The organism is Pseudomonas sp. BF-R-01 (genome assembly GCF_019946615.1).
Taxonomy (GTDB): domain Bacteria; phylum Pseudomonadota; class Gammaproteobacteria; order Pseudomonadales; family Pseudomonadaceae; genus Aquipseudomonas; species Aquipseudomonas migulae.
The window spans coordinates 14,430-35,646 of the sequence record NZ_JAGYFX010000052.1 but is presented as its reverse complement, the minus strand read 5'-3'; the positions used below and the strand labels follow the sequence as shown (position 1 = coordinate 35,646).

Annotated in this window: 11 protein-coding genes; 2 read left to right on the top strand and 9 right to left on the bottom strand. The window is 55.6% G+C overall.

All coding sequences use genetic code 11. The features are described 5' to 3' along the window. Nucleotides 1-16 precede the first annotated feature (16 nt). From KGB27_RS19215 to KGB27_RS19195, 5 genes are all read right to left on the bottom strand, one after another. Nucleotides 17-553 (bottom strand): hypothetical protein, encoded by a 537-nt coding sequence (locus KGB27_RS19215; RefSeq protein ID WP_223555799.1) that lies wholly within the window; start codon nucleotides 551-553, stop codon nucleotides 17-19. A gap of 93 nt (nucleotides 554-646) precedes the next feature. Continuing rightward, nucleotides 647-5,218: a neuraminidase-like domain-containing protein gene (locus KGB27_RS19210; protein ID WP_223555796.1), complete on the bottom strand. Its 4,572-nt coding sequence runs from the start codon at nucleotides 5,216-5,218 to the stop codon at nucleotides 647-649. Between the two features lie 154 nt (nucleotides 5,219-5,372). Continuing rightward, entirely contained in the window at nucleotides 5,373-10,526 is a 5,154-nt protein-coding gene (locus KGB27_RS19205) for a Tc toxin subunit A (protein WP_223555792.1), read from the bottom strand. A 417-nt stretch (nucleotides 10,527-10,943) separates the two neighbouring features. Continuing rightward, entirely contained in the window at nucleotides 10,944-11,303 is a 360-nt protein-coding gene (locus KGB27_RS19200) for a PilZ domain-containing protein (protein WP_223437210.1), read from the bottom strand. 252 nt (nucleotides 11,304-11,555) lie between these two features. Continuing rightward, nucleotides 11,556-11,930 carry a tetratricopeptide repeat protein gene (locus KGB27_RS19195; RefSeq protein WP_008031709.1) on the bottom strand — a complete coding sequence of 125 codons (375 nt, stop codon included), beginning with the start codon at nucleotides 11,928-11,930 and terminating at the stop codon, nucleotides 11,556-11,558. A 157-nt stretch (nucleotides 11,931-12,087) separates the two neighbouring features. On the opposite strand from KGB27_RS19195, the gene pyk reads away from it, so the two are divergent. After that, nucleotides 12,088-13,539, top strand: a complete 1,452-nt coding sequence (pyk, locus tag KGB27_RS19190; protein WP_008031711.1) for a pyruvate kinase — start codon at nucleotides 12,088-12,090, stop codon at nucleotides 13,537-13,539. Between the two features lie 75 nt (nucleotides 13,540-13,614). On the opposite strand, the gene KGB27_RS19185 is transcribed toward pyk, so the two are convergent. Continuing rightward, on the bottom strand, nucleotides 13,615-16,395 hold the full coding sequence (locus KGB27_RS19185) for an RHS repeat domain-containing protein (RefSeq protein ID WP_223555789.1): 2,781 nt from the start codon (nucleotides 16,393-16,395) through the stop codon (nucleotides 13,615-13,617). 397 nt (nucleotides 16,396-16,792) lie between these two features. Here KGB27_RS19185 and KGB27_RS19180 point away from each other — a divergent pair, with 397 nt between their 5' ends. Further along, nucleotides 16,793-18,103 (top strand): delta-60 repeat domain-containing protein, encoded by a 1,311-nt coding sequence (locus KGB27_RS19180; RefSeq protein ID WP_223555785.1) that lies wholly within the window; start codon nucleotides 16,793-16,795, stop codon nucleotides 18,101-18,103. A 212-nt stretch (nucleotides 18,104-18,315) separates the two neighbouring features. Here the strand turns inward: KGB27_RS19180 and KGB27_RS19175 are convergent, their stop codons facing one another. The 3 genes from KGB27_RS19175 to KGB27_RS19165 are packed head-to-tail and all read right to left on the bottom strand — an operon-like array spanning nucleotide 18,316 to nucleotide 21,128. After that, nucleotides 18,316-19,065 carry an enoyl-CoA hydratase-related protein gene (locus tag KGB27_RS19175; RefSeq protein WP_223555782.1) on the bottom strand — a complete coding sequence of 250 codons (750 nt, stop codon included), beginning with the start codon at nucleotides 19,063-19,065 and terminating at the stop codon, nucleotides 18,316-18,318. Between the two features lie 28 nt (nucleotides 19,066-19,093). Beyond that, nucleotides 19,094-20,029 carry an iron-sulfur-binding ferredoxin reductase gene (locus tag KGB27_RS19170; protein WP_223555779.1) on the bottom strand — a complete coding sequence of 312 codons (936 nt, stop codon included), beginning with the start codon at nucleotides 20,027-20,029 and terminating at the stop codon, nucleotides 19,094-19,096. Further along, nucleotides 20,022-21,128, bottom strand: a complete 1,107-nt coding sequence (locus KGB27_RS19165) for a GGDEF domain-containing protein (RefSeq protein ID WP_223555777.1) — start codon at nucleotides 21,126-21,128, stop codon at nucleotides 20,022-20,024. The genes KGB27_RS19170 and KGB27_RS19165 overlap by 8 nt, the downstream gene beginning before the upstream one ends. Nucleotides 21,129-21,217 lie beyond the last annotated feature (89 nt).

Below are 21,217 nucleotides of genomic sequence, written 5' to 3'. Positions count from 1 at the left end.
TTAGCAACACGAAAACTCAGGCTGGCACTTCATAATGCCTGTCGTCGACCTTGAGGCCTGTCAACTTAAGAGGCACGAGATGCAGGTCCACTCTAATGTCAGTCATGCGCAACCCCGATGAGCCACCTAAATCAGAGCCCTTCAGTTTCAGAGCAATATTTTCGTCGGCTACCACCACATCCCTGATCCCATAAGAGGGATAGAGATTCCAGTCGGCTAGCGGCTGCCTGTTTTTTTTGCCGCTCAAATCAATAAAATCATTTTTCCCGGAACCGGTTTCAATCTCCACACCGGCGTTGTCGCCGTCCCCATAGTTTTCATATTGAAAGGAAACTCGATAGCTCGCCCCCTTCAGTTGCTCTTCAGTGAAGTTCACCGTATTGAATGTCTGTGAAACACCAGCCTTCCGGTTCATTGTCAGGTAGTTACCAAAAACAGGGTCCCCAAATAACGCCACGTTCCCGACGCCATCGTGCGTCCAGAAACCTTTCCACGTTGCGGGGAATCTGCCATCTTTAACCAGATTACGTCCCTGAATTTCGTCTTCGCTCATCATGATTTCACCTCAGTTGATCCATGGTTGTCGATTCAGCCCACTGCCTTTCATTCCATTTGCCAGCGCCCCGGCATCAGGGCCGTGCCACTCTCAATCGCCCAGCTTGTCCAGCACCGCCTCGGTGTAAGCCGTGCCACCGGCCTTCGCCAGATAACGCACGTGCACAATGATGTCCGTCAAACTGTTGATCAGCTTTGCCTGGTCAACTGATTTTGGTCGTGGAAACGCGAGCCGCCACTGCGAAACACAGCCGGTCCCCTCAAACGGTAGATAGCGTTCGTCACCGAAAGTCAGCTGATGCATGCCGGGATCGTCGACTCCGTGGCTGACCCCCACTTGCTGGTGGCTGCGCGGGTTGAGCAAAATATCGAGGGGCGGCATTTGGTTTCCTTTGGGGTCATAAAAATAACCAAGTGAGTCGATGTTGGCTTTCAGTACCGTGGCGCTGCTGATTTGCGTCAGGGTTGCGCGAACATCCTGATACGGGCCCAGCACCGCCGGCAAAGACACTGAGACGGTGGCGATCTGTCGGCAGTAATGACCGGGGTAATCGCTGTCGAACATCCGCTGGGTGAACTCGAAATCAAGTTTTCCGTCGTTAAGATCCTTGATCACGTCGTCCCAGCTTTTTACAAGTGTGTACTTGCCTTGCTCGAACAGCTGGCGCAGGGAAATCGTCTTGGTCAACTCCAGTCGACGCTCGTTGCGCTCCAGGAACATGCGTTCCATGCGCAGCAAGTCAAGCAGCATCGACTGCCCGGCGCTCAGACCGTGGCGATTGTCCATCCAGACGTTGGGACGAATTACCCGCGTGTCAAAGTCGCCCATTTCGTACTGGAAGCTGGCTTCCGTGCTCAGGCATAACCCCACTACGGCGTCATAGGCCTGGAAGTACAACGTGGCCATCTGGCTCAATAACCAGCGGTAGAGTTCGACGTTGGTGGCCCGGGTTTTGTAGAACGCGTAGATTTCCTGGGCATGCTGGTTGGCTTTTTTCGTTTGAGCCAGGCTCTCTTCGGCTCCGAGGAGTGTGTGATGCAGGGACTTCAGATTTTCCTCGACGACCTTTAGTTCGCTATTGGCCTGGGCTTCGGCGAAGGTCCATTCCTGACCTCGACGCGCGTAAAAAGCGGATCGTTGGAGAGCTTCCCCCCCTGCATAAGCCAAAGCACTCACAGTAGTTAGATTCAGACCGACTTTGTCCAGCGTAGCGCCCCACGAATTACCACCAACAACTAAAGGCCCCGGAATGTTCGGTCCCGAGTCCGCCACAGCCGCAGCAATACGTGGCGCCATGGCAACAGCGCCCAGGACCTTGCCTACAAGTGATAGGACATCCCCACCTATTTCCAGCCCCAGCAGCCCATTACCGTTGAGACTTTTGTAGTGCTTAGCCCGCTCTTCAATCATGCTTCGGCTGTTCTCTAGACCGTTCTTCGAAGCCTCTAACTGCTTGATCGTCTCCTCCTGAATGGTGACAGCATGCGCCCCCAGTGCAATGACATGGCTGTGTTGCAATTCTTCCAACTGCCCTCGATCACGCTGTTCCATCAACTGAAGCACCTCACGGCCGAACCCGATAAGGGTTTGCACCGCGTTTTGCGCCGTGGACAGCATCGTGCGGAAACGATAGTGCGGAATGTTCAGCCAGCCGCCCGCGTTGCGCGACGCTCCCGATGAGCCACCGGCCTGTGCATGCAGTAAATCAAGCGGGTTGGTCGCAGGGGCATACAACAACAGCGACATTGGTTTGCCATCGATGGTCAGGTTGTGCCGCATGTTCCAAAGGCACTCTTCAATGTATTTCCAGGTGTCGAGCAATTGCTCATTGGTGAAGGGGCGAAACACTTCCAGCCCTAATATCTCGAAGTCGGGTGTCCCATTGACGCGCGCCGGCAGGTTCGCGACGTCGACGTCCAGTGATCGTGCAAATGTCTCCAGCGCCGAGGCACCGACCGTGTTTTTTGCTTTGAGAATGTCTTCGGCCGACTGAGGCTTCCAGTGACTCATGGCTTTTGCGGTGGGTGCCGGGCCCATCAGCGACAAGGCGCGCACGTATTGGAGTTTCGCCGCCACCAGGCTGTCGCGGGTCAACCGTCGGTAAAGCGAATCGGCGTGGGCAATGATGCAGCACACGTACCCCATGAAAATGGCTTTGCGGTAGTGAATCCGGTTCGAAAACGCGATGGCGTCGGGGTCCACCAGGCTATTGGCTTCGTAGCTGGGATCTCCTGGTTCCAGCAACGGACGGCAGAGCCAAAAGCGCTCACTCGAATCCTTTTCGCCCGGACGGGCGGTTCGAGTGTGCGGGTTGAATATGTATTGGTACCAGCGCTGCGATTCCTGGTAATTGCGCTCTTCGCACAAGCGATGGGCAACCAGGAACGGCAGGTGAAAGAACAACTCCCAGTAAAACTGCCCGTGGGCACTGTTGAAATCGATAACGGTTTTGCCGCCCTCTGGCCCGGGCTCAAGGGTGTTCTGAGTGGCCAGGGACAAGACTTCATCGATGGAGATAGCGGCCTTGGCCACCAATTCCGGACCGAACGTGGAGTTGAGGCGTATCCATTTGACCCCATCGACTCCCAGAGGCCGAGTATCCAGAAACTGCGCACCTGAGGCCTGTTTGCTGAGCAATGGTACGTTGCTGGCGTTGGGTACCTGTTTGATCTCGATGTCATAGCGGTCTCGACCATAACGCCCTTCAGGATTTTCACCCCATACAACGCTCAGTTTTTTACCAACAGGGTTACCCGTCCAGCGATACTCAATCCAGGGGGTTTCAAACCACCCTTCTAATGTACTTTGGGATTGCCATTGGCCTGGAAGCACTGTGTTACCGTCCAGAATTTTGAGAGCCATTGCGACTTTTTCAGTGGAGCGCGACACAGACAATTCATGTTCAGTATCTCCCTCCTGTGTTAGCTCCCAGTATTTCTCAAGAATCAATAAACTAAACCCTGCCCCCTTCTCAATTTCTGTACGTCTAACTAGCCAAAGCGCTTCCATCTGCTTAGGTGTAAGATGAATTTCCTTAAATAATACGTTCCAACTATTTACTAATACGAAGTCACTGGGCAAATAAGTTTCTATTATAGCTGGCTTACCATGCACATCATCCAGACAAAACGAGAACTCGAATGGCTTTTCCGTCTGCACGCGCAAAATAATTGACTTAGGGCCGGCTTTTTTTATTTCATAAAATGTAGTCCACCGAAGTCCAGGCGTCAAATAAATAACACCTATAACATCCAACTTCAGCAATTCAAAATCATAACCAGCCAAATCATATACACCTTGAACCTGCAAGACATTGGCCGCCTGAAGCTCTCCTTCCACCGCACTTTTTCGACTTGCAAAATTTAAATTCAAAGAAATAAACTTACTTAACTTCCCTTCTCGAGTTTGATCAACAGCAGCCACGACTGAAGGAGGCAAACGTTTTTGACTCAGTACCGCACGTTCGGTAAGCAAAAGTTTGTGTTGTAAACCATTCTGGTTGGCAAAACGCCCATTGGCCAATACCTTCAGACTTGCGATGTCGGGGGATTGCGGCTCAAACAAGGCATTACGCTGAGCGAAAATCCATCCGAGTTCCTGCTCATCCGTTTCCTCCGCTGTTGCTAACCCCGCAGGCAAGTCTGTAGTGGTAAAGCACACCGCCAGTACATCGTCGACATCTTTTTTTACCCCGGTATAGGTCACCACCACCAGACGCGACGACGCCTCGGAAGCCTTGGCAAATTCTTTTTTGCCCAGGCTCAACGGCGTCGACCATATCCCGTTCACAGCCAGGTAAGACAGCTTGGCCTCAACCTGCCAAGTGCCCGGCACAGTGATGTCGTTGCCGTCATTGTCTTTTTCATCCCTGTCCGGGCCTTTCAACCCTTCGACCTGAACGATCATCAAACGCCCGGCGAAAAACACCGGCCGCATTGCCAGTACTGTCGCCGATGCGGGAATGCCAATGGGTTTCCATTCGGTCCAGGCCGCAGGGTTGAGAAATGTGCTGCCGGTGTTTAACTCGACATGGGCTTTACGCCAGAAATAGCCAAAGGGTTGAACTCTTTGCCGACCTATAAAGTAATAGTCCGCGTTTTTGAAGTTCTGGCCCTTTCCAGATCCTGTACCGTCAATACTGTCGATGTACCCTGAACACATATCGAGGTTGCAAATCTCTTCAAAACTCTTCAAATGCTCAAACAAAGCCATTTGTACGGCCGCATCGCTCAGGCTTGCTTGGCCGAGATTATTTTCAAGTTCTTTGAATGACTCTGATTTTGTAAGGCGCAATGTCGGATTTATCCAGTTCTCCGGATAGTCGTTCAACATCTGATAGCCCGCCCAGTCGCTGATATTGCAATAGCGCTGATGCCAGGCAACCAACTCGTCGCGGGTAAATTCCTTGGTATGCCCAGGTTCCAGGCCGCCGTAAATGGCGCCAATATACTGTTGCATACAAGCAATCGCCTCAGCCAGGCGCGATGTCTCGGGCTGCTGGCCTACCTGACTGTCCAGCAGCAGGTAGTGATACAAATCATCGAGAGAGGTGAGATCAAGGTTCTTGGTTGCCTCTTGATTCGGTGCAACTTGCCCAAGATAGAAATCCGCGAGGGCCATGCAACGACGCTCTTCCAAATTGCCAATAATAGAACTATCCACTGTTATTCTCCTGGAGTTTTGCATGACCCTGAGCAATGTTCGGGATGATGAAGTTCCCGAAACAAACTGGAAACTGCACTGCAGTTTCCAGCGTTTCGATAGTGCATCAACATCTTTCAATCAACGTTACAACAACAGAGTCGCAACCAACTTGTTAAGATTTTTTAACAACTGTCAACGAGTAGCCGGTCCACTTTGCCGGCTCTGCATTGTCCACAAAAAATCCAACCGCCAAGCTATGTTCACCCGGCACAAGGTTCGGCTTGAACTGGACCCGCCAATGGCCGTTTTTGTCCACCATCCCGCTGGCGTAAATCACCCTTGGGGACCCACCCTTCACCACACGCACTTGAACGCCCGGCAAACCCAAGCCCTCAATCCATGACTCAGCCCTGACCGTGCTGTCCGTGGCGGGTCTCAGGACTTTTGGAACATCGACAAAGGTGCCCGACACAGTTACGCGAGCGTCTTTTGCCCACGCCTCGGTCGTATCGATATGCCGCTGCTTGACCGTCAACACATGCGGTCCTGGCGACAGCACTTCGGCCAACCGCACCGACCATGTGCCATCGTCACGCACACTGGTCCGGGCCAGCAGGGCTTTCTCATCACGATTTTCAAAGATGTAGATCTGGGCCGACGGACTGCCCTTGCCGTGAAGCAGCGGCTGGACTTCCACTTCTGTCGAGCCATCGGCGGGATACGACAGCTCCGGTGCCGGTGCATCCAGACGGCCTGGCAACACCAGGCGCTGGTCGATCCGGTTGCATGAGAACGTCAGGTCAAACGTGCTGTTGCGCAGATCCTTGCAGACGATGTCCCAACTCAGGGTCTTCAGGTCGCCCACCAGAACATAGGCACCGGTTTGCGGACTGAACTCCATCCCCAGGCCAGCAGCGGAGAACTCTCCGGTCCAGGCCAGCATTGCCCGCGCGTCTGAAAGGTCGACCGATTCCGGCATGTCGATTTCGAGCTTATAGCTGTGGCCCCGGATAAACTCCAATCGCTCCCGGGCGGTCACTTGCCGGATGACGGTCGCCGTCGTGAGGTCCGTCAGTTTGTACACCCACTCGATAGCCGGGACGACCGTAATGTTGAAGGTGCGTTTATCCTCCGGAGTACTTCGGTTTTCTGCCGTCACCACATACTCACCCGCCCCCTCAAACTCGTAAGGGAAAGTCGAACGCCCCAATGCGTCCGTCGGATAGGAAATCGCTTCCAGGACCGTCTCGGTGTTTTTGGTCACGGTCCACCAGATCGGGCATCTGGCAACCACTTTCGCCTGGTTGTGCTTTTCCTCCCGGGTTTCGACCCACAAGGAGGTGGGCGCACCCGCCACGGGGAATTTATAGTCCAGGGACTCACCGTGAATGAACACACTGCTGGCCACGTAAACGTCGAGTTGCTGTTGACCCATTTTCACCTTGGCGGTGAAGGAATGATTTCCTGCTTGCGGCGTGCTTACCGTGAATTCAGCAATACCGTTTTCGTTGGTAACAATTGTAACGGGGACAGTATCGGTCCCAGAAAACTCGACCTCCTCACCGACCGACGGAAGTTTGCCAAGGCCAATCACATGGCAATGAATCACCAGCGGCTGCCCGGCAACCGGCATCGAAACCACCTCCAACAGTTTTATAGACGGCTGGTCGACAAAGGTAATGCTATTGATGACAAGCGGGTCCTTGTTGCTGTAACTGGCCACTACGCTTGCCTTCTCAATAGGTTCGATACTGGTGATTCTGGTGCGGGCATAACCCTCTTCATCCGTGCGTACCGACCAAGGGTCAGCCACGACCCCCCGACCGGCAAATGTCACAGTGCGACCCACCCCAGGGTTTTCGTATTTATCCACAAGAAGAACAGCCGCCGCGAAATACGCCTGCCCGCCAGCCAAAAACTCTTCGCCGACGGGATCGATATATTTGATCTCGAAGCCCAGCGTCAACTCATCGCAATCAATGAGAATTTTCGGCGCGTACACCACTTGAGCCAGGCCATAAGTGGCTTTGACTTGCACGCCCCCCATCCACGTCGACTTCTCTGGTTTGAAGCGAACCACCGCACGCCCCTCATGGTCGGTGATCGACGTACGGGCGAGTAGCCCGGGACGATCACTGCTCCAGCTCACCGTGACGTTCGGCACGACCTGGTTGGTGAGATCACGCAGTGTCAGTTCGATCATGGCGTATTGACCATTCACATTGGCGATCAGGGTGTCATTGATGCACCTGATTTCGTGGGTCACGCTCTGACCCACTTCACCGATCAACTGCGCCTGCCCCTGAATGGCCGACTCGGACAGTTTTTCCAGCACATGTTCTGCTGCGCTTCGGCAGGCGTACTTGTCGCTGTCAGGCGTGAGCGCACCCAGCCCGATAAGGGCCTTGGCATCCAACCCGGTCCTCACCGCCAGCGCACGGATACGGAGTAGCGTATCAAGGGACGTCATGTCGCGAATCACCGGGATCTTTGGATTCGGCTTCAGATAAAGAATGCATTCAAGCACCTCCCTGACGCCCCACTGCACCACGTCTGCCAGCAAGCTTGCCGCAGAATCACGAATCAGACGTACATCCTCAGGTGTCAGGTTTTCCGGAAGCCCGTTGACCAACTCCAGGTAATGCAGGAGTTTTTCGGCAGGCTGCCCGGTATTCGCCACCACCCGCTGAAACAGGGTCAGGTAATACAACGTGCTGAGCGTGAGTTCTTTTGGATGCTTGAGACCAAACCATTCCCAGTTCTCTCTCAGGGTCAGGGCTACCAGCATGGCAGAACTCAACCCCAGTTGTTGAACGACTTCAGCGCGCCGCACCAGGTGTGCCAGCAAGCTGAGCACATCATCACCGACCTTGACCTTCTCCGTACCGGACGTGACGGCATCCAGCGCCCGCGCAGTCTCCAACAGCAGCAGGTAAACACCGTTCGTATCGACCCACCTGAGCAATGGCAGTGCCAAGTCTTGCGAAATGCTCAAATACACCGACAAACTTTCCTGCACCACCGCCCGCTGCGCATCCCTGGCCTGCAGCAGCAATGCCAGAATCACGTTGATAACCCCTTCGACATCACCGGGTGACAGGTCTGCCAACTCGACAGCCGATTGAATTTCTCCACGAGCCACCCGCTCGTAGTCCTCCTCATCGCCTTCTTTCCCCAACACCAGGCCATTAGAATCGACGACGTTGTAAAGCAGTCTCAGCCAGTCCGTCTGGTCGAAATTATTGCTCTGGGGTACACCTGCGGCCCGAAGCGCGTCCTCGGAAAATCGCACCGGGTGCAGTCGCTTGTGGACTTCCTGCAGCAACGTGACTTCTGCTTCAGTGGCCAAAGGAGGTGCAATCACGGGCGCCACTTTCTGTACCAGCCAAAGCACACTCAAGTCGTTTTCCTGCGCCCACTGGACACAGGACTGCGCCGCCTGCATCACGCTCAACACATCGCCCACGCCGCTAGTGCCGCTGACCAGCAAAAAGGCTTCGCCAAGCACCCGTTGCAGCAATTCGCTGCCGTTTTTCTCGCTTAAGGTCTCCAGCAATGCCGCCAGTTCTATGGCGCTGATGCGCAGGAAGGAAGCCAGCAATACCAGGCGATACAAGGAGGAGAGTATTGGCAGGCTGCGTTGCAGTTCGTCCCTCAGGTTGTAGCTCTTGGCCACGAAGCGTGCGAGGTAGCGCCAGGTTTCCTGATTGATACCCAGGCTGGTGCAAATCTGGTCGACGGTGCGCTTGTCGGCGCGGGTTTGTGCTTCGATCGCGAAGTAACCGTTGTCCACCCTCAATGGTGTATCGAACAATGCCTGTGCATTGAAGATGCGGTCGAATTGTGAAAGTTCTTCCCCACGGCTGTAAGGGGAAATCTCATCAATCAACGCCGCAAATTGCTCGACTGAGCATTTGAACCGCAGGCGAAACTCTTGAAACAGGCCGATGGCCCGCAGGGTATTGGCGGTGATCCGGGAAGGTTTGGTTGCCAGCGCGGCTTTGCGGGCCTCCGGGTCACGGATGTCACCCCGCAGTTCTGCGTTGAACGCGGCCGTGATTAGCCGATCGCACTGGTCCACCGGCAACTTCAGCCAGCGGCTGAGACGAAGAATCCGGTTCATCCGCTCAAACCGGTTGTGGGTGGCGTTGGTGAATTGGCGAGTTTTGCCCGCCGCCGGCTCCGACAGATCCAGCGGATGAGTGGTGCCAGCATTGATGTAGGCCGAACCAAACACGTTGGACAGCTTCGGCTCCTCTGGCTCCTCTGGCTCCTCTGGCTCCTCCGGTTGCGGCCCCGCCACATTGCTGGAACGCTTCGGTTCGTAACCTTCAATCGACAACAATGATGTCAGCGCTTCTGCATCAATTGAGGTCTTGGCACAGAAATGCACCGAGTCCTTCAGGTTCGCCTCCGTCGATCCAAAGTTGTCTTTGTAGAACTCAGCCCATTGACTGTCGGATGAAAGAAAATTCTCGGTCAGCAATCGTTGCCCTTGAGGCCCGATGTTGCAGGATTGATGAAGCGCAATATCCGAAAAGTTACCATGGGCACCTGGTTCCTTGAAGTAGGGGGCTGACTCATCGATGGTCCGCACGACCTCCCCCAGCGACAGTTTGTTCGCCTCCAACACCTGCTTCCATTGTTCGAAATACCACTCGAACGGCATGGAGCGGAATGGAAAACGTGTTTCCAGCAAGTGATCATCGACCACTCGGTCGGTCAGCGCTGCAGGCGTGAGGAATGTTTTGATGATGCTTTCCAGCACTTCGCTGACCAGGGTCACGGTCGGTTTGATCTGGAACATGCTTGTTGTGTCAATGATGAGTTTGACAAGATCGGGGCGCCGGGTTTCGAAAGCAATCAGCCCCGGAGCACCCTTGGATCGCGCTTCAAGATCCCGAGCCAACACTACCAGGCGCAAAAAATACGCCGCCGGGGAAATACTCGAGTCCGGGCTCTGTGAAGGGCTTGCGCCTTCCCAGTCTGGATCGAACAAATCCTCGAAAGTAGGCCCCTCCACCCACGCCCTGATGCCGGTCCGATGCAGCGGATTGGGAGGCCCAGGCCTCACCAGGCGCTGCTCACGAAACTCACGCGCAGTGTGCAGCGCCAGGGCCATGGCTTTGTCCAGCAACACTTGTGCGTCCTGGCTGTGCAGCCCGAACGTCTCCACCACGCGTTGACGCCCCATCTTCAGCATCTTGTAAACCGAGCCGCCGTCATCAATGAAGCGTCCGAGGCTTTCCATGGCTGACACATCTGGTACGCCTGGCGCCAATTCGAAAAGTTGCTTGAGAGGTGGGTTGGTGAAATCCTTGCTCATCGTTGCCTCCAGCCTGCCAGGAAGTGCGCTCTGATGGGCCAGAAGGCTGGAGAGCGAATATGCGACTGCATCCGAGATCTTATTTATGCGGAAATCCACAAGTGCCACACCTGTGAAAACTGACAGTCCCGACGAGTGGTATGGGTATGAGCGCGTATTCATCGCCATGGAACTGCACAGAGAGGTAGTCCATTGACTACAGCTTGCGGCATGGACTAACGGCGTCCTCGACCTCGCCGACAGGGGGCGCTAAATGCCCATGGCGATTGGGGTGTTTCGCTGGCGAAAGAGGTCGCAATCAGCGCGACTTAACGTCTCTCAGTCAAGGATGTGTTGTCAGATCTGACGCCTTCGCCGGCAAGCCGGTCTCCCACAGTTGACCGGTGGAGTTCACAAAATAGGTGTACAGCGCAGGTTTCAGGCAGACGCCGGCAACGGCTGAAAACTGAAGTACTGCTTCAACGCCTCCACCAATTGCCCAAACTCCGGCGGTGCCCATTGCAGGCTGAACCCGGCGTCATAGTGGTGAGGTGTCGCATCTTCATGGCACCACAGGCAGCAGGCCTTGAGGTCGATGATCTGCTGGCAGCCATCGGCCATGGGGATTTTCAGGCGCAGATCAAAATCGGCGCCGATCATCATCGGTAACTGACTGATGAGCATCAGCCCGTCTTCAGAGACGTTGCCCAGGAAACCAATCGGTTTGTCGGTGACGCTGTTGAACACTTTCAGAAAATACGGCAGTTGATGCCGCTCGATCCGGCGGTCAGTGAACATGCTGATTTCGCTACGCAAGGCCCTTAAGCAGGGCCGCACTAATGCTTCGGAACGGGCCTGCCTGCCGTTATCAAACAAGGGCCAGGCAATGAGCGCGCTCTCCCCGATCCCGGTGCGGCAGTCCATGAAACCGCTGCCGCCTACGCCTGCCGATCACAGGTGTTACGTCGATTTAGAAACAAGGCTCTAAACCGGTTTATTCGACTATAGCTCACCACCGGCGCTGGGCCAGTGGTTGAATGACCGCTGCAATCAGAACCGTGTAGGCCGCACCGCCGCCGCACTGCGCAGCGGGTAGTGACCCAGCGACTGCAAGGTTTCCAGCCGGGCGCGGGCGCGGTAGGCGTACTCGCTTTGCGGGTACGATGCCTGGATGAACTGGTAGGTTTGCGCCGCATCCACGAACATTTTCTGCCGTTCCAGGCACAAGCCGCGCAGCATCGACACTTCTGGCCACACATAAGGCCGCGCGCGGCTGGCGCGTTCGACTTTGGACAGTTCGAGCGTCACTTGCTCGCAATTGCCACGGTCATAAGCGCTGTAGGCATTATTCAAATGATGGTTCATCGAAAAACGGGTGCAGCCCACGACACTGAGGGCAAGGGCGGCTATGAGCACGAATCGCATGGGGGTTCTCCTGTCTTGAGCTCTGTATCGACCCGTGGGCGAAAATCTTCAGGAATGTTCATTTAAAGATAAAAACGAATAAGTAGTGCAAACGAACAATGACTACACCCCAAGAGCATAGTAGCCTCACTCAGCGCTTGAACTCAGGAGTCTTTGCATGTCCGTCCGTCGTACCAAAATCGTCGCTACCCTTGGCCCGGCCAGTAACTCGCCGGAAGTTCTCGAACAGCTGATTCTGGCTGGCCTGGACGTCGCCCGCCTGAACTTCTCCCACGGCACCCCCGACGAGCACAAGGCTCGTGCGAAGCTGGTGCGTGACCTCGCTGCCAAGCATGGCCGCTTCGTTGCCCTGCTGGGTGACCTGCAAGGTCCGAAAATCCGTATCGCCAAATTCGCCAACAAGAAGATCGAGCTGAAGATCGGTGATCAATTCACCTTCTCCACCAGCCATCCTCTGACCGAAGGCAACCAGCAAGTGGTCGGCATCGACTACCCGGACCTGGTCAAAGACTGCGGCGTGGGCGACGAGCTGTTGCTCGACGACGGCCGCGTGGTGATGCGCGTCGATACCGCCACCGCCACCGAACTGAACTGCACCGTGACCATCGGCGGCCCGCTGTCCGACCATAAAGGCATCAACCGTCGCGGCGGTGGCTTGACCGCTCCAGCCCTGACCGAGAAAGACAAGGCCGACATCAAGCTCGCTGCCGAGATGGAAGTCGACTACCTCGCCGTGTCCTTTCCGCGCGATGCCGCCGACATGGAATACGCCCGTAAGCTGCGCGACGAGGCCGGCGGTACTGCCTGGCTGGTAGCGAAGATCGAACGCGCCGAAGCCGTGGCCGACGACGAAACCCTTGATGGCCTGATCAATGCGTCCGACGCCGTGATGGTGGCCCGTGGTGACCTGGGCGTGGAAATCGGCGACGCCGAGCTGGTGGGTATCCAGAAGAAGATCATTCTGCACGCACGCCGCCACAACAAGGCAGTGATCGTGGCGACCCAGATGATGGAGTCGATGATCCAGAACCCGATGCCTACCCGTGCAGAAGTGTCCGACGTAGCCAACGCCGTGCTCGACTACACCGACGCCGTGATGCTCTCGGCCGAAAGTGCTGCCGGCCTGTACCCGCTGGAAGCGGTGCAAGCGATGGCGCGCATTTGCGTCGGCGCTGAAAAGCACCCGACCAGCAAGACCTCCAGCCACCGTATCGGCAAAGAGTTCCAGCGCTGTGACGAGAGCATTGCGCTGGCGACCATGTACACCGCCAACCACTTCCCGGGCGTGAAGGCCATCATCGCGTTGACCGAAAGCGGCTACACCCCGCTGATCATGTCGCGCATCCGTTCCTCGGTGCCGATCTACGCGTTCACCCCACACCGCGAAGCTCAGGCTCGCGCGGCGATGTTCCGTGGCGTGTACACCATTCCGTTCGACCCGGCTTCGCTGGCTCCAAATGAAGTCAGCCAGGCGGCAATCGACGAACTGGTCAAGCGTGGCGTAGTGGAAAAAGGCGACTGGGTCATCCTGACCAAGGGCGACAGCTACCACACCACCGGCGGCACCAACGGGATGAAAATCCTGCACGTTGGCGATCCAATGGTCTGAGTGATCGGTTGTTGAAAACAAAAAGCCCCGCCATGTGAATGGCGGGGCTTTTTTACACCTGCAGTTTGTTGCGTATTAGTTATTTTCCATCTTCCTGATTTGAGCAAGATTTACGAACCTGACTCGTTTCGCATAATTTGAGTCGAGCGTCAGTGTATTGCGCTGTAGATGGCGTCGTTCGGAATGCGTTATTGGATTGAAGGATTTGCCCAGTTTAGCTCCTGACTCCTTGTAACTCTTGGCCATAAAAACGCTTTCAGAGAACTCTTTGAAAACAAAATGGGGGGAGCGGGCAACAATATCAAGAAACACCACCCCTGCCTCCTCACCAAGATCTGCAGTACTGGTCGCCCAGTCCAGTGCGAGTTTTGAAAATTGCCTGAATTGCCAGTTGATAACTGCATCTCCTGCCCTGATAGAACTGGTATCTCGCTGAGAAAATAACTGCCCTGGATCCTTTCGCAGCACCGCAGTGAAGTCTTGAACCTCCTGCTCACTCACTGACTCACGAAGGTTTTTTTTCCAGAATTGGGAGACATCCTTTTCATTAGTGTTTTCGTAGGTTTGAAGTTTGCGCTTGATATCAAACGCTGCGGAATGCGTTTTCAAATAGTCGGACCAACCTTGCAGAATTTTTTTGGCATCGCCACGCGCCGCCCCATAACTCGGGGTGGTTTTTAAGAAGTAATCAATGTTGTCATCATCAATCTCGACTCCGTCCCTGACCATTTCATTGAGCCCCTCAAAATCCTTAGCTGCGTTTTCCATATTTATTTGCAGGGCATCATTAATTTCATCTATGCGTACAAACCTCTGCTGTGGGGACGCTGCCACAAGGTTGGGCAGTACCCTAGTCCTAGCGTGTTCAAATCCATACAACAGACTGACAGGAGCCAGGCCATTGGTATCCAACAGAGTGACGGGATTATTTCTGACGAAGCGATAGAGATTAGGCCCATCAATAACTCCTGCTGGATCAGGGCTGATCCAACGTTGTAACCAGTGTGCGTAGTAGCGCAAACCGTAGTAATAAAGCCCACTGGCATCGCGTTCTTTTCCTGAATAGCGAATGGTCTTGTAACTGGAATGAGCGCTCCCATTATCCACCCACCACGCTGTTCCTCCATAAGGTAAATAACACTCCTGACTCAGCACCTGCGCTGTCTCACTCAATACAAAAGTGCTGGATCCCTGGTGGTTTGACAGGCTGTAACCCCAATGCTCTGACTCCATCCCCGAGGGCGGTTCCGATTCCCAATGCATCACGCTGACCCTGGTTAGCCCTGCCACTAACATGACCCTCTGGTGCGCCTTGCCAGTATTTGAGTCCGTATGCAGCTCGATGCCTGGTAAGTAACGAACCTCCCGGATCACACTCCCGAACTTGCTCAGACGGGTATTGGATTTACGCAGACGCTGCCCTTGACTGTCATAGCCATATACTTCGCTATCGTCTTCTTCATCGGACCTGAACACTGGTGTCACACGCTGTAACTGATTCCTGCCATCCCACTCCAGCACCTGTCCGCGCAACAAGGCTTGGCTGTTGCCATTAGGGTCAAAACCAGCGGTAATTTCCGGCTCGCCAGGCGCATCATCGTCGTAAACCGCAAGGCTGCGATTACTGTAAGTCGCAGTGACCATTCGCCGGGTGTACTGGTTGCCACCGGCATGCACCAGCGTGTGCAGGTTTCCGGCTTCATCATATTCATAGTCTTCACGAAAGTTGGCCACCTGCGCTGAGTCCCGGGCATTGAGCGCTTCGAATCCCGTACTCCAAATCAATTGGTAGAGTGAGTCATAGCCATAGGTGCAACGGTGGTCGACTCGCTGATTGCGAAAGTAAACCGGCGCCGTGACCTCGTCATTTATTTCCACCACATTACCGACCGGATCGTATGCATAGCGCAAACTTTGCAATGGCCGTTGAACATTGGCTGCGCAATGCAAATGAACAAGCCGCCCACTACAATCATCGTACTCGCAAGTGGTAATGACGCCATTACCAGCGACTTCGCGCACAATCCTGTTATCTGCGTTGTAGCCAATGAACTCGACTACAGGCTTTTCGATTGCGCTGTTGATCTGTAGATGCGCTTGTTTCAGGTTTCCCGTCAGGTCAAAGATATTGCGCTGGATATTTTGTCGGGAGTCGATCTGTCGAAGTGTTTCACCCAGCGCACTCAAGTCCCAACGTGTTATGAAACGCTGCTGCTCAAGCAACGTCTCTCGCTCTTCTTCATCCAAAGGCCAGTCCGGGGAGAGCACGGAATCAGTGAACCGTCGTGCTTGCACCAAAGGAGCGCCCAGCATTCCGAACTCCGATGTAAATTCGCTACCAACGGTGTCGTCATGCCGAATGAGTCGTCCGCATTGATTTCGATTGGCCGACTCGCCATCGGAGTGTCCGTAGCTCAAACGCTCAACCACTGCCGATGGTTGATTCGGCATGGTTTCTGTCATAGCGACAAGCCTGTTCATCGTGTCATGTGTTAGCTGTCGAAAATTCCCTCGACTGTCCCAGGAAACTATTGATTCGCCGGCTTCGTTGAACAGTATCAAGCGCCAACCTGCATCAACACTTTCAGAAAAAACCGTCGCCGAGGACAAGCTGAAATGGCTGCAAAAATTATCCTTCACTGCCGGGTCCGACTCTGCTTGACGCCCGAGTCGAGGGTCGATAGAGGCGCTCAAGCGGCCATGCCAGTCATGCTTCTGCCGAGTGACTCTAGACATTGCTGGCGAGCCTGTTTGCGCACGATGGTAGTCAATCATCCTGACTGCCAATCCACGAGGATCAACTGATAATACCTTCGGAGTGAATGAATCCAGTGAGGTATGCATGGCATTGAGCATCAGCGTTATCAATCCATTTTGTAGCAGTGACACTGCTGTAAAATAGCGGCACCAGAAAACAACTTCCCTCTCATTACCCTCACCGACATGGAGACGCTACTGTCAAAGTTGACAGTGTCGATGAACGGGCAGACCCCAATGAAACCGTTTGAAGCAAAAAGCCCCGCCATTTACATGGCGGGGCTTTTTTTTGTTTAAAGGCAGTCTGATAGATGATTTACCGCTTCCTACCTGTCATATCTGACAGTAGACGCCCCTGCGTTCAGCCCCTTTAATCGACTCCGTCCACCTGCTATCGCTGTCATCAAGGTTTTCTCACGCTTGGCTGTTGCGGCCTGTCATTGGCAGTTCTCTATGGATAACTCACTCCGGAAACTCCAAATAAAGGAATAGAACGATGAGCCAGTACACAGCCCTGACCGCTCGCGCCGACGGTGATCTCGACCCGACATTTGGCGACGATAAAGACGGTAAGAAGATTCTACGTTTCCTCGATGCCCGAGATACTTCAGGCGAATGTATTGTCGAAGGCCCCGACGGCAACATCTATGTCGGCGGTGCCGTCGATGCAGACGGCGATGACATCATTCACAAGTTAGGTATTGCCTGCCTGCACAAAGATGGCACTCCGAACGTCGATTTTGGCAACAAAGGGTACGTAATCGTACGTTTTGGCCCTATGCAGGACACCCATCTGCGGCAAATCCTGTTTGTGACGGTCGGGGGTGAAACAAGAATCCTGCTGTCCGGTATCGATACGAAAAAAGGCGAGGTGGTACTTGCTCGCCTTCATCTCGACGGGCGTGTGGATGAACGCTTTGGCGTGAAAGGTCAGCTAACGGTCAAACTGCCCGCCAACCTTTCCGAGAGCCTTGGTCTGGGCTCTACACCGCTGACGACAACCAGCAGCGGCGCCTCGGGGCCTTGCACGGTGGCGGAGGGGAAAATCTATGTGGTCATGGAAATGTACATGCCGATCTGGATTGCCAGGGTCGCGTTACTGATCCGGCTCAACCCTGATGGCTCGTATGATACCGGCTTCAACAAGAGTGGCTATGTCGCCGTGACCAATCAACACTGGGGCAACAGCACCATCAGCGACATTCTGGTGCGCAACGGAAAAATCACCGTGTGCGGAACACTGGCAGGTCATGGCATGGTGGCTCGTGTGAATGAGGATGGCTCTTTCGACCAGATCTTTGCAGACAAGGGTTTCAAAGTGTTCGACAACCTTGGCGTCGCGTTCGAAAAGCTCACCCCGTACTCCGATAAAAGTGTTCTTGTTGCAGGTTGGGGGTTGACTCCACGCCATGGCGTGCTGGCCTGCCTCACCGAAAACGGTGAGTTTGAATCCACATTCAATAACGCAAAGGTGCTGCTTCAATCCCTCGGAGAAGGGGTGATGTTTTTTGGTGTTGGACTGGTTGATGGAAAAATCATTGCATCAGGCAGGTTTTGGCAAGAAGACAACACCCCCGAGTTCGTGGTGGTGCGCTACCTGATTAACGGCAAATTGGATACCGATTTTGGCCGCGGAAAAGGCTGGAGCTCAACCCGATTCGAAAATCATTCCACGGTCGCTAACACTATGACCTTGCAAAAAGACGGGCAGGTGCTGGTACTAGGCGATTGGGGTAGCGGCGTCAGCTACGCAGCGCTCATCGCCCGCTTCCTGAACACCACACCATCGGTGGCAGCAACAGCATGAAGATCCTGCAAGCTGGCGATCCGATCGTCTGAGTGATCAGTTGCTGAAAAAAGAAAGCCCCGCCATATGAATGGCGGGGCTTTTTGGTTTCTGATCCGGAAGATGTGTTGTTCTCGCGGACCCCATCGCTGGCAAGCCAGCTCCTACAAGAGCGGTGATAACCCTGTAGGAGCTGGCTTGCCAGCGATGAGGCCAGATCAGGCACCGCAAATTCAATGCCGGTTGATAAACCCCGACAACGCCGCTATCGCTTCCGGCGAGCGCAGCCGCTGAGTGAACAACGCACCCTCCTCTTCTATCACTTTGCGCAGTTGCTCGCGGTCAGGTGCTTTCATCAACTGCTTGCTGATGCGCACCGCTTCCGGTGGCAGGGACTCAAACCGCAACGCCATCTCCCGCGCCTTGGCCAATGCCGCTTCGCCACTGCCCAGCGCTTCGGTCGCAATGCCCCAATCGGCCGCTTGCTCACCGCTGAAACCTTCACCGAGCAACAACAATTGCGCCGCTTTGGCATGCCCGAGCAATCGAGGTAAAAGCAGGCTGGAACCAAACTCCGGGCAGAGTCCGAGGTTGACGAAGGGCATGCGCAATCGCGCATCGCGGGCGACATACACCAGATCGCAATGCAGCAGCAGCGTCGTGCCGATTCCCACGGCGGCGCCAGCCACGGCAGCGACCACCGGTTTGCGGCATTCGAGCAGGTTGAGCATGAAGTGGAATACCGGGCTGTCGAGGTTGCTCGGCGGTTGTTGAATGAAGTCGGCGATGTCGTTGCCGGCGGTGAAGCACTCGGCGGAACCGGTGATCAGCACGGCGTTGATTTCGGGGTCGGTATCAGCCTGTTTCAACGCCTCGGCCAAGTGGCTGTACATCGCACGGGTCAGGGCGTTTTTCTTGTCGGGGCGGTTGAGGCGCAGGGTCAGCAGGCCGCGTTCGCGTTCAATCTGGATGGCATCGGTCATGGTCGGTCTCGCGTCTGGAAATCAGCGCTCAACCGCGGGGCAGGAAGACGTCGGCCAGCAGTTGATTGCGCGGCAGTCCCGCCAGGTACAGGCGCCGGGCGAAGGCGTCGACGCTGTCGGGGGACCCGCAGAGTAAGGCCAGGGTTTGCCGGGAAACAAGCCGCAGTTGCGCCAAAGCCGCGGGCAACTCGGTCGGCGTCCACAGCTCGATGCTGAGGTTCGGGCGGCTGGCGGCCATGGCTTGCAGGGGTTTGGCCAGATAATGCTCATCGGCATCATGGGCCAGGTGAATGACGCGGATGGCGCCCTGGTGATCCTGACGCAGGGCTTCGCGCAAAACGCCGAACAACGGACCCAGCCCGGTGCCGGCGGCCATCAGCCACAACGGTCGGGTGTGCCAGTCGGCGTCGTAATGCAGCGCGCCGCCACGCAGTTCGCCGAGACGCAGCGGGTCGCCGATCTGCAACTGACGCGCAGCATCACTGAATGCACCGGGCTGGCGACAATCAAGGTGAAACTCCAGAAAGCGGTCTTCTCCCGGCAGGCTGGCCAGGGAGTATGGCCGCGCCACGTTTCCGGCCCACAACACCAGATGCTGCCCGGCGCTGTAGCGCAACGGACGCTGAGGGGTCAGGCGCAAACGCAACACGCTGCTGCTCAACCAATCGACGGCGGCGACCTCGGCCGGGCTGCCGTCCTGTAGCGGGTCGAAGGCATGCACCTGCAAATCCTCGACCACCTGACACTGGCACGCCAGGCGCCAGCCTTGCTGACGCTGTTCTGCGCTCAAGGCATCGGGGCGGCTATCGCTCGGCAATCCTTGCGTGCATTGCACCAGGCACGCATGGCAACTGCCGGCGCGGCAACTGTAGGGAACGGACACGCCGTTCTGATTCAACGCGTCGAGCAGGTTGCTGCCCACTGCCACCGACCATTGGCGATCGCCGACCCGCAACTCAGGCATCGACGTTCTCCCACGCCGCCGCGCAACGATTGCGGCCGTCGCGTTTGGCGCGATAGAGCGCCTGATCGGCACGTTGCAAGGCATCGTCGAGATCGTCGCCCGGCTCCAGCAGCGTCATGCCCGCCGACAGGCTGAGATTGCCGACCTTCAGGCCGATCAACTCGACATCGGTGAAGGCAATGCGCAGTCGTTCGCAGCAGGAGGTCAGGCGTTCGCCGCTGCAATCGGGAAGCAACACCACGAACTCTTCGCCGCCATAGCGGGCCAGTACATCGCCCTCGCGCAGGCAGGCGCTGGCCACACCGGCGAAGGCTTGCAGCACTTGATCGCCAGCAGCGTGGCCGTGCATGTCGTTGATGCGTTTGAAGTGATCGAGGTCGATCAGCGCGAGGCCATGCAGCACGCCGGGTTCCATGGCGTTGAGCTCGCGGGAGGCCAGGCGCAGGAAATGCCGGCGATTGAACAGCCCGGTCAATTCGTCGGTAGCCACCAGGTCTTCGAGCTGGCGCATCATTCCGCGCAGGGTGTCCTGATGCGCCTGCAAGGCAAATCGGCGCTGCCGCATCCGCAGGCGTGAGGCCTGGACGTAACGGGCGTAAAGCTCCAGCCAGACCAGCACGATAAACAGCACGCACACCTGCAACGCGGCCAGCGCCGGATCGGCCAACTGAAAGTTGTAGCCCTCCCACAGCGTGATTGCACTGAAACTGAAAAACACCAGCAGCGCGCACCGCAAAAAGGCCCGACGCGACAGGTGAAACAGCCCGAACAACAGAATCAGCACGTAGAACACCAGGAACGCGCCGCGTGCCTCATCCAGATTGGCGATCAGCCAGGTTTGCCAGCCCAGCCCCAGCAACACTTGCGCTTCGGTCAGGCTGGGGTCGGAAAAACGCAAGTTGCAACCGCTGTAAAACACCGCGAACAGTGCCGCCTGACTGATGACCACCAGTGCGCTGCCGACGGCGACATTCGCCAGGGGTTCATCGTAATGACCGGTAAAAAACGCCAGCCACAGCAGCAGTAGAGCCAGGGCGTAGGTGCCGGCCGCAAGGGCAAAACGTTTGAGCAAAAGGCGCTGGATAGCGTTATGGGTCAATCGTTGACTCACCGTGCGAAAGGAGGCTGACCGAGTGTCCTACTCTACAGACCGAATGCCACTTTAGTGGCGTGTCTGATAAATGACCA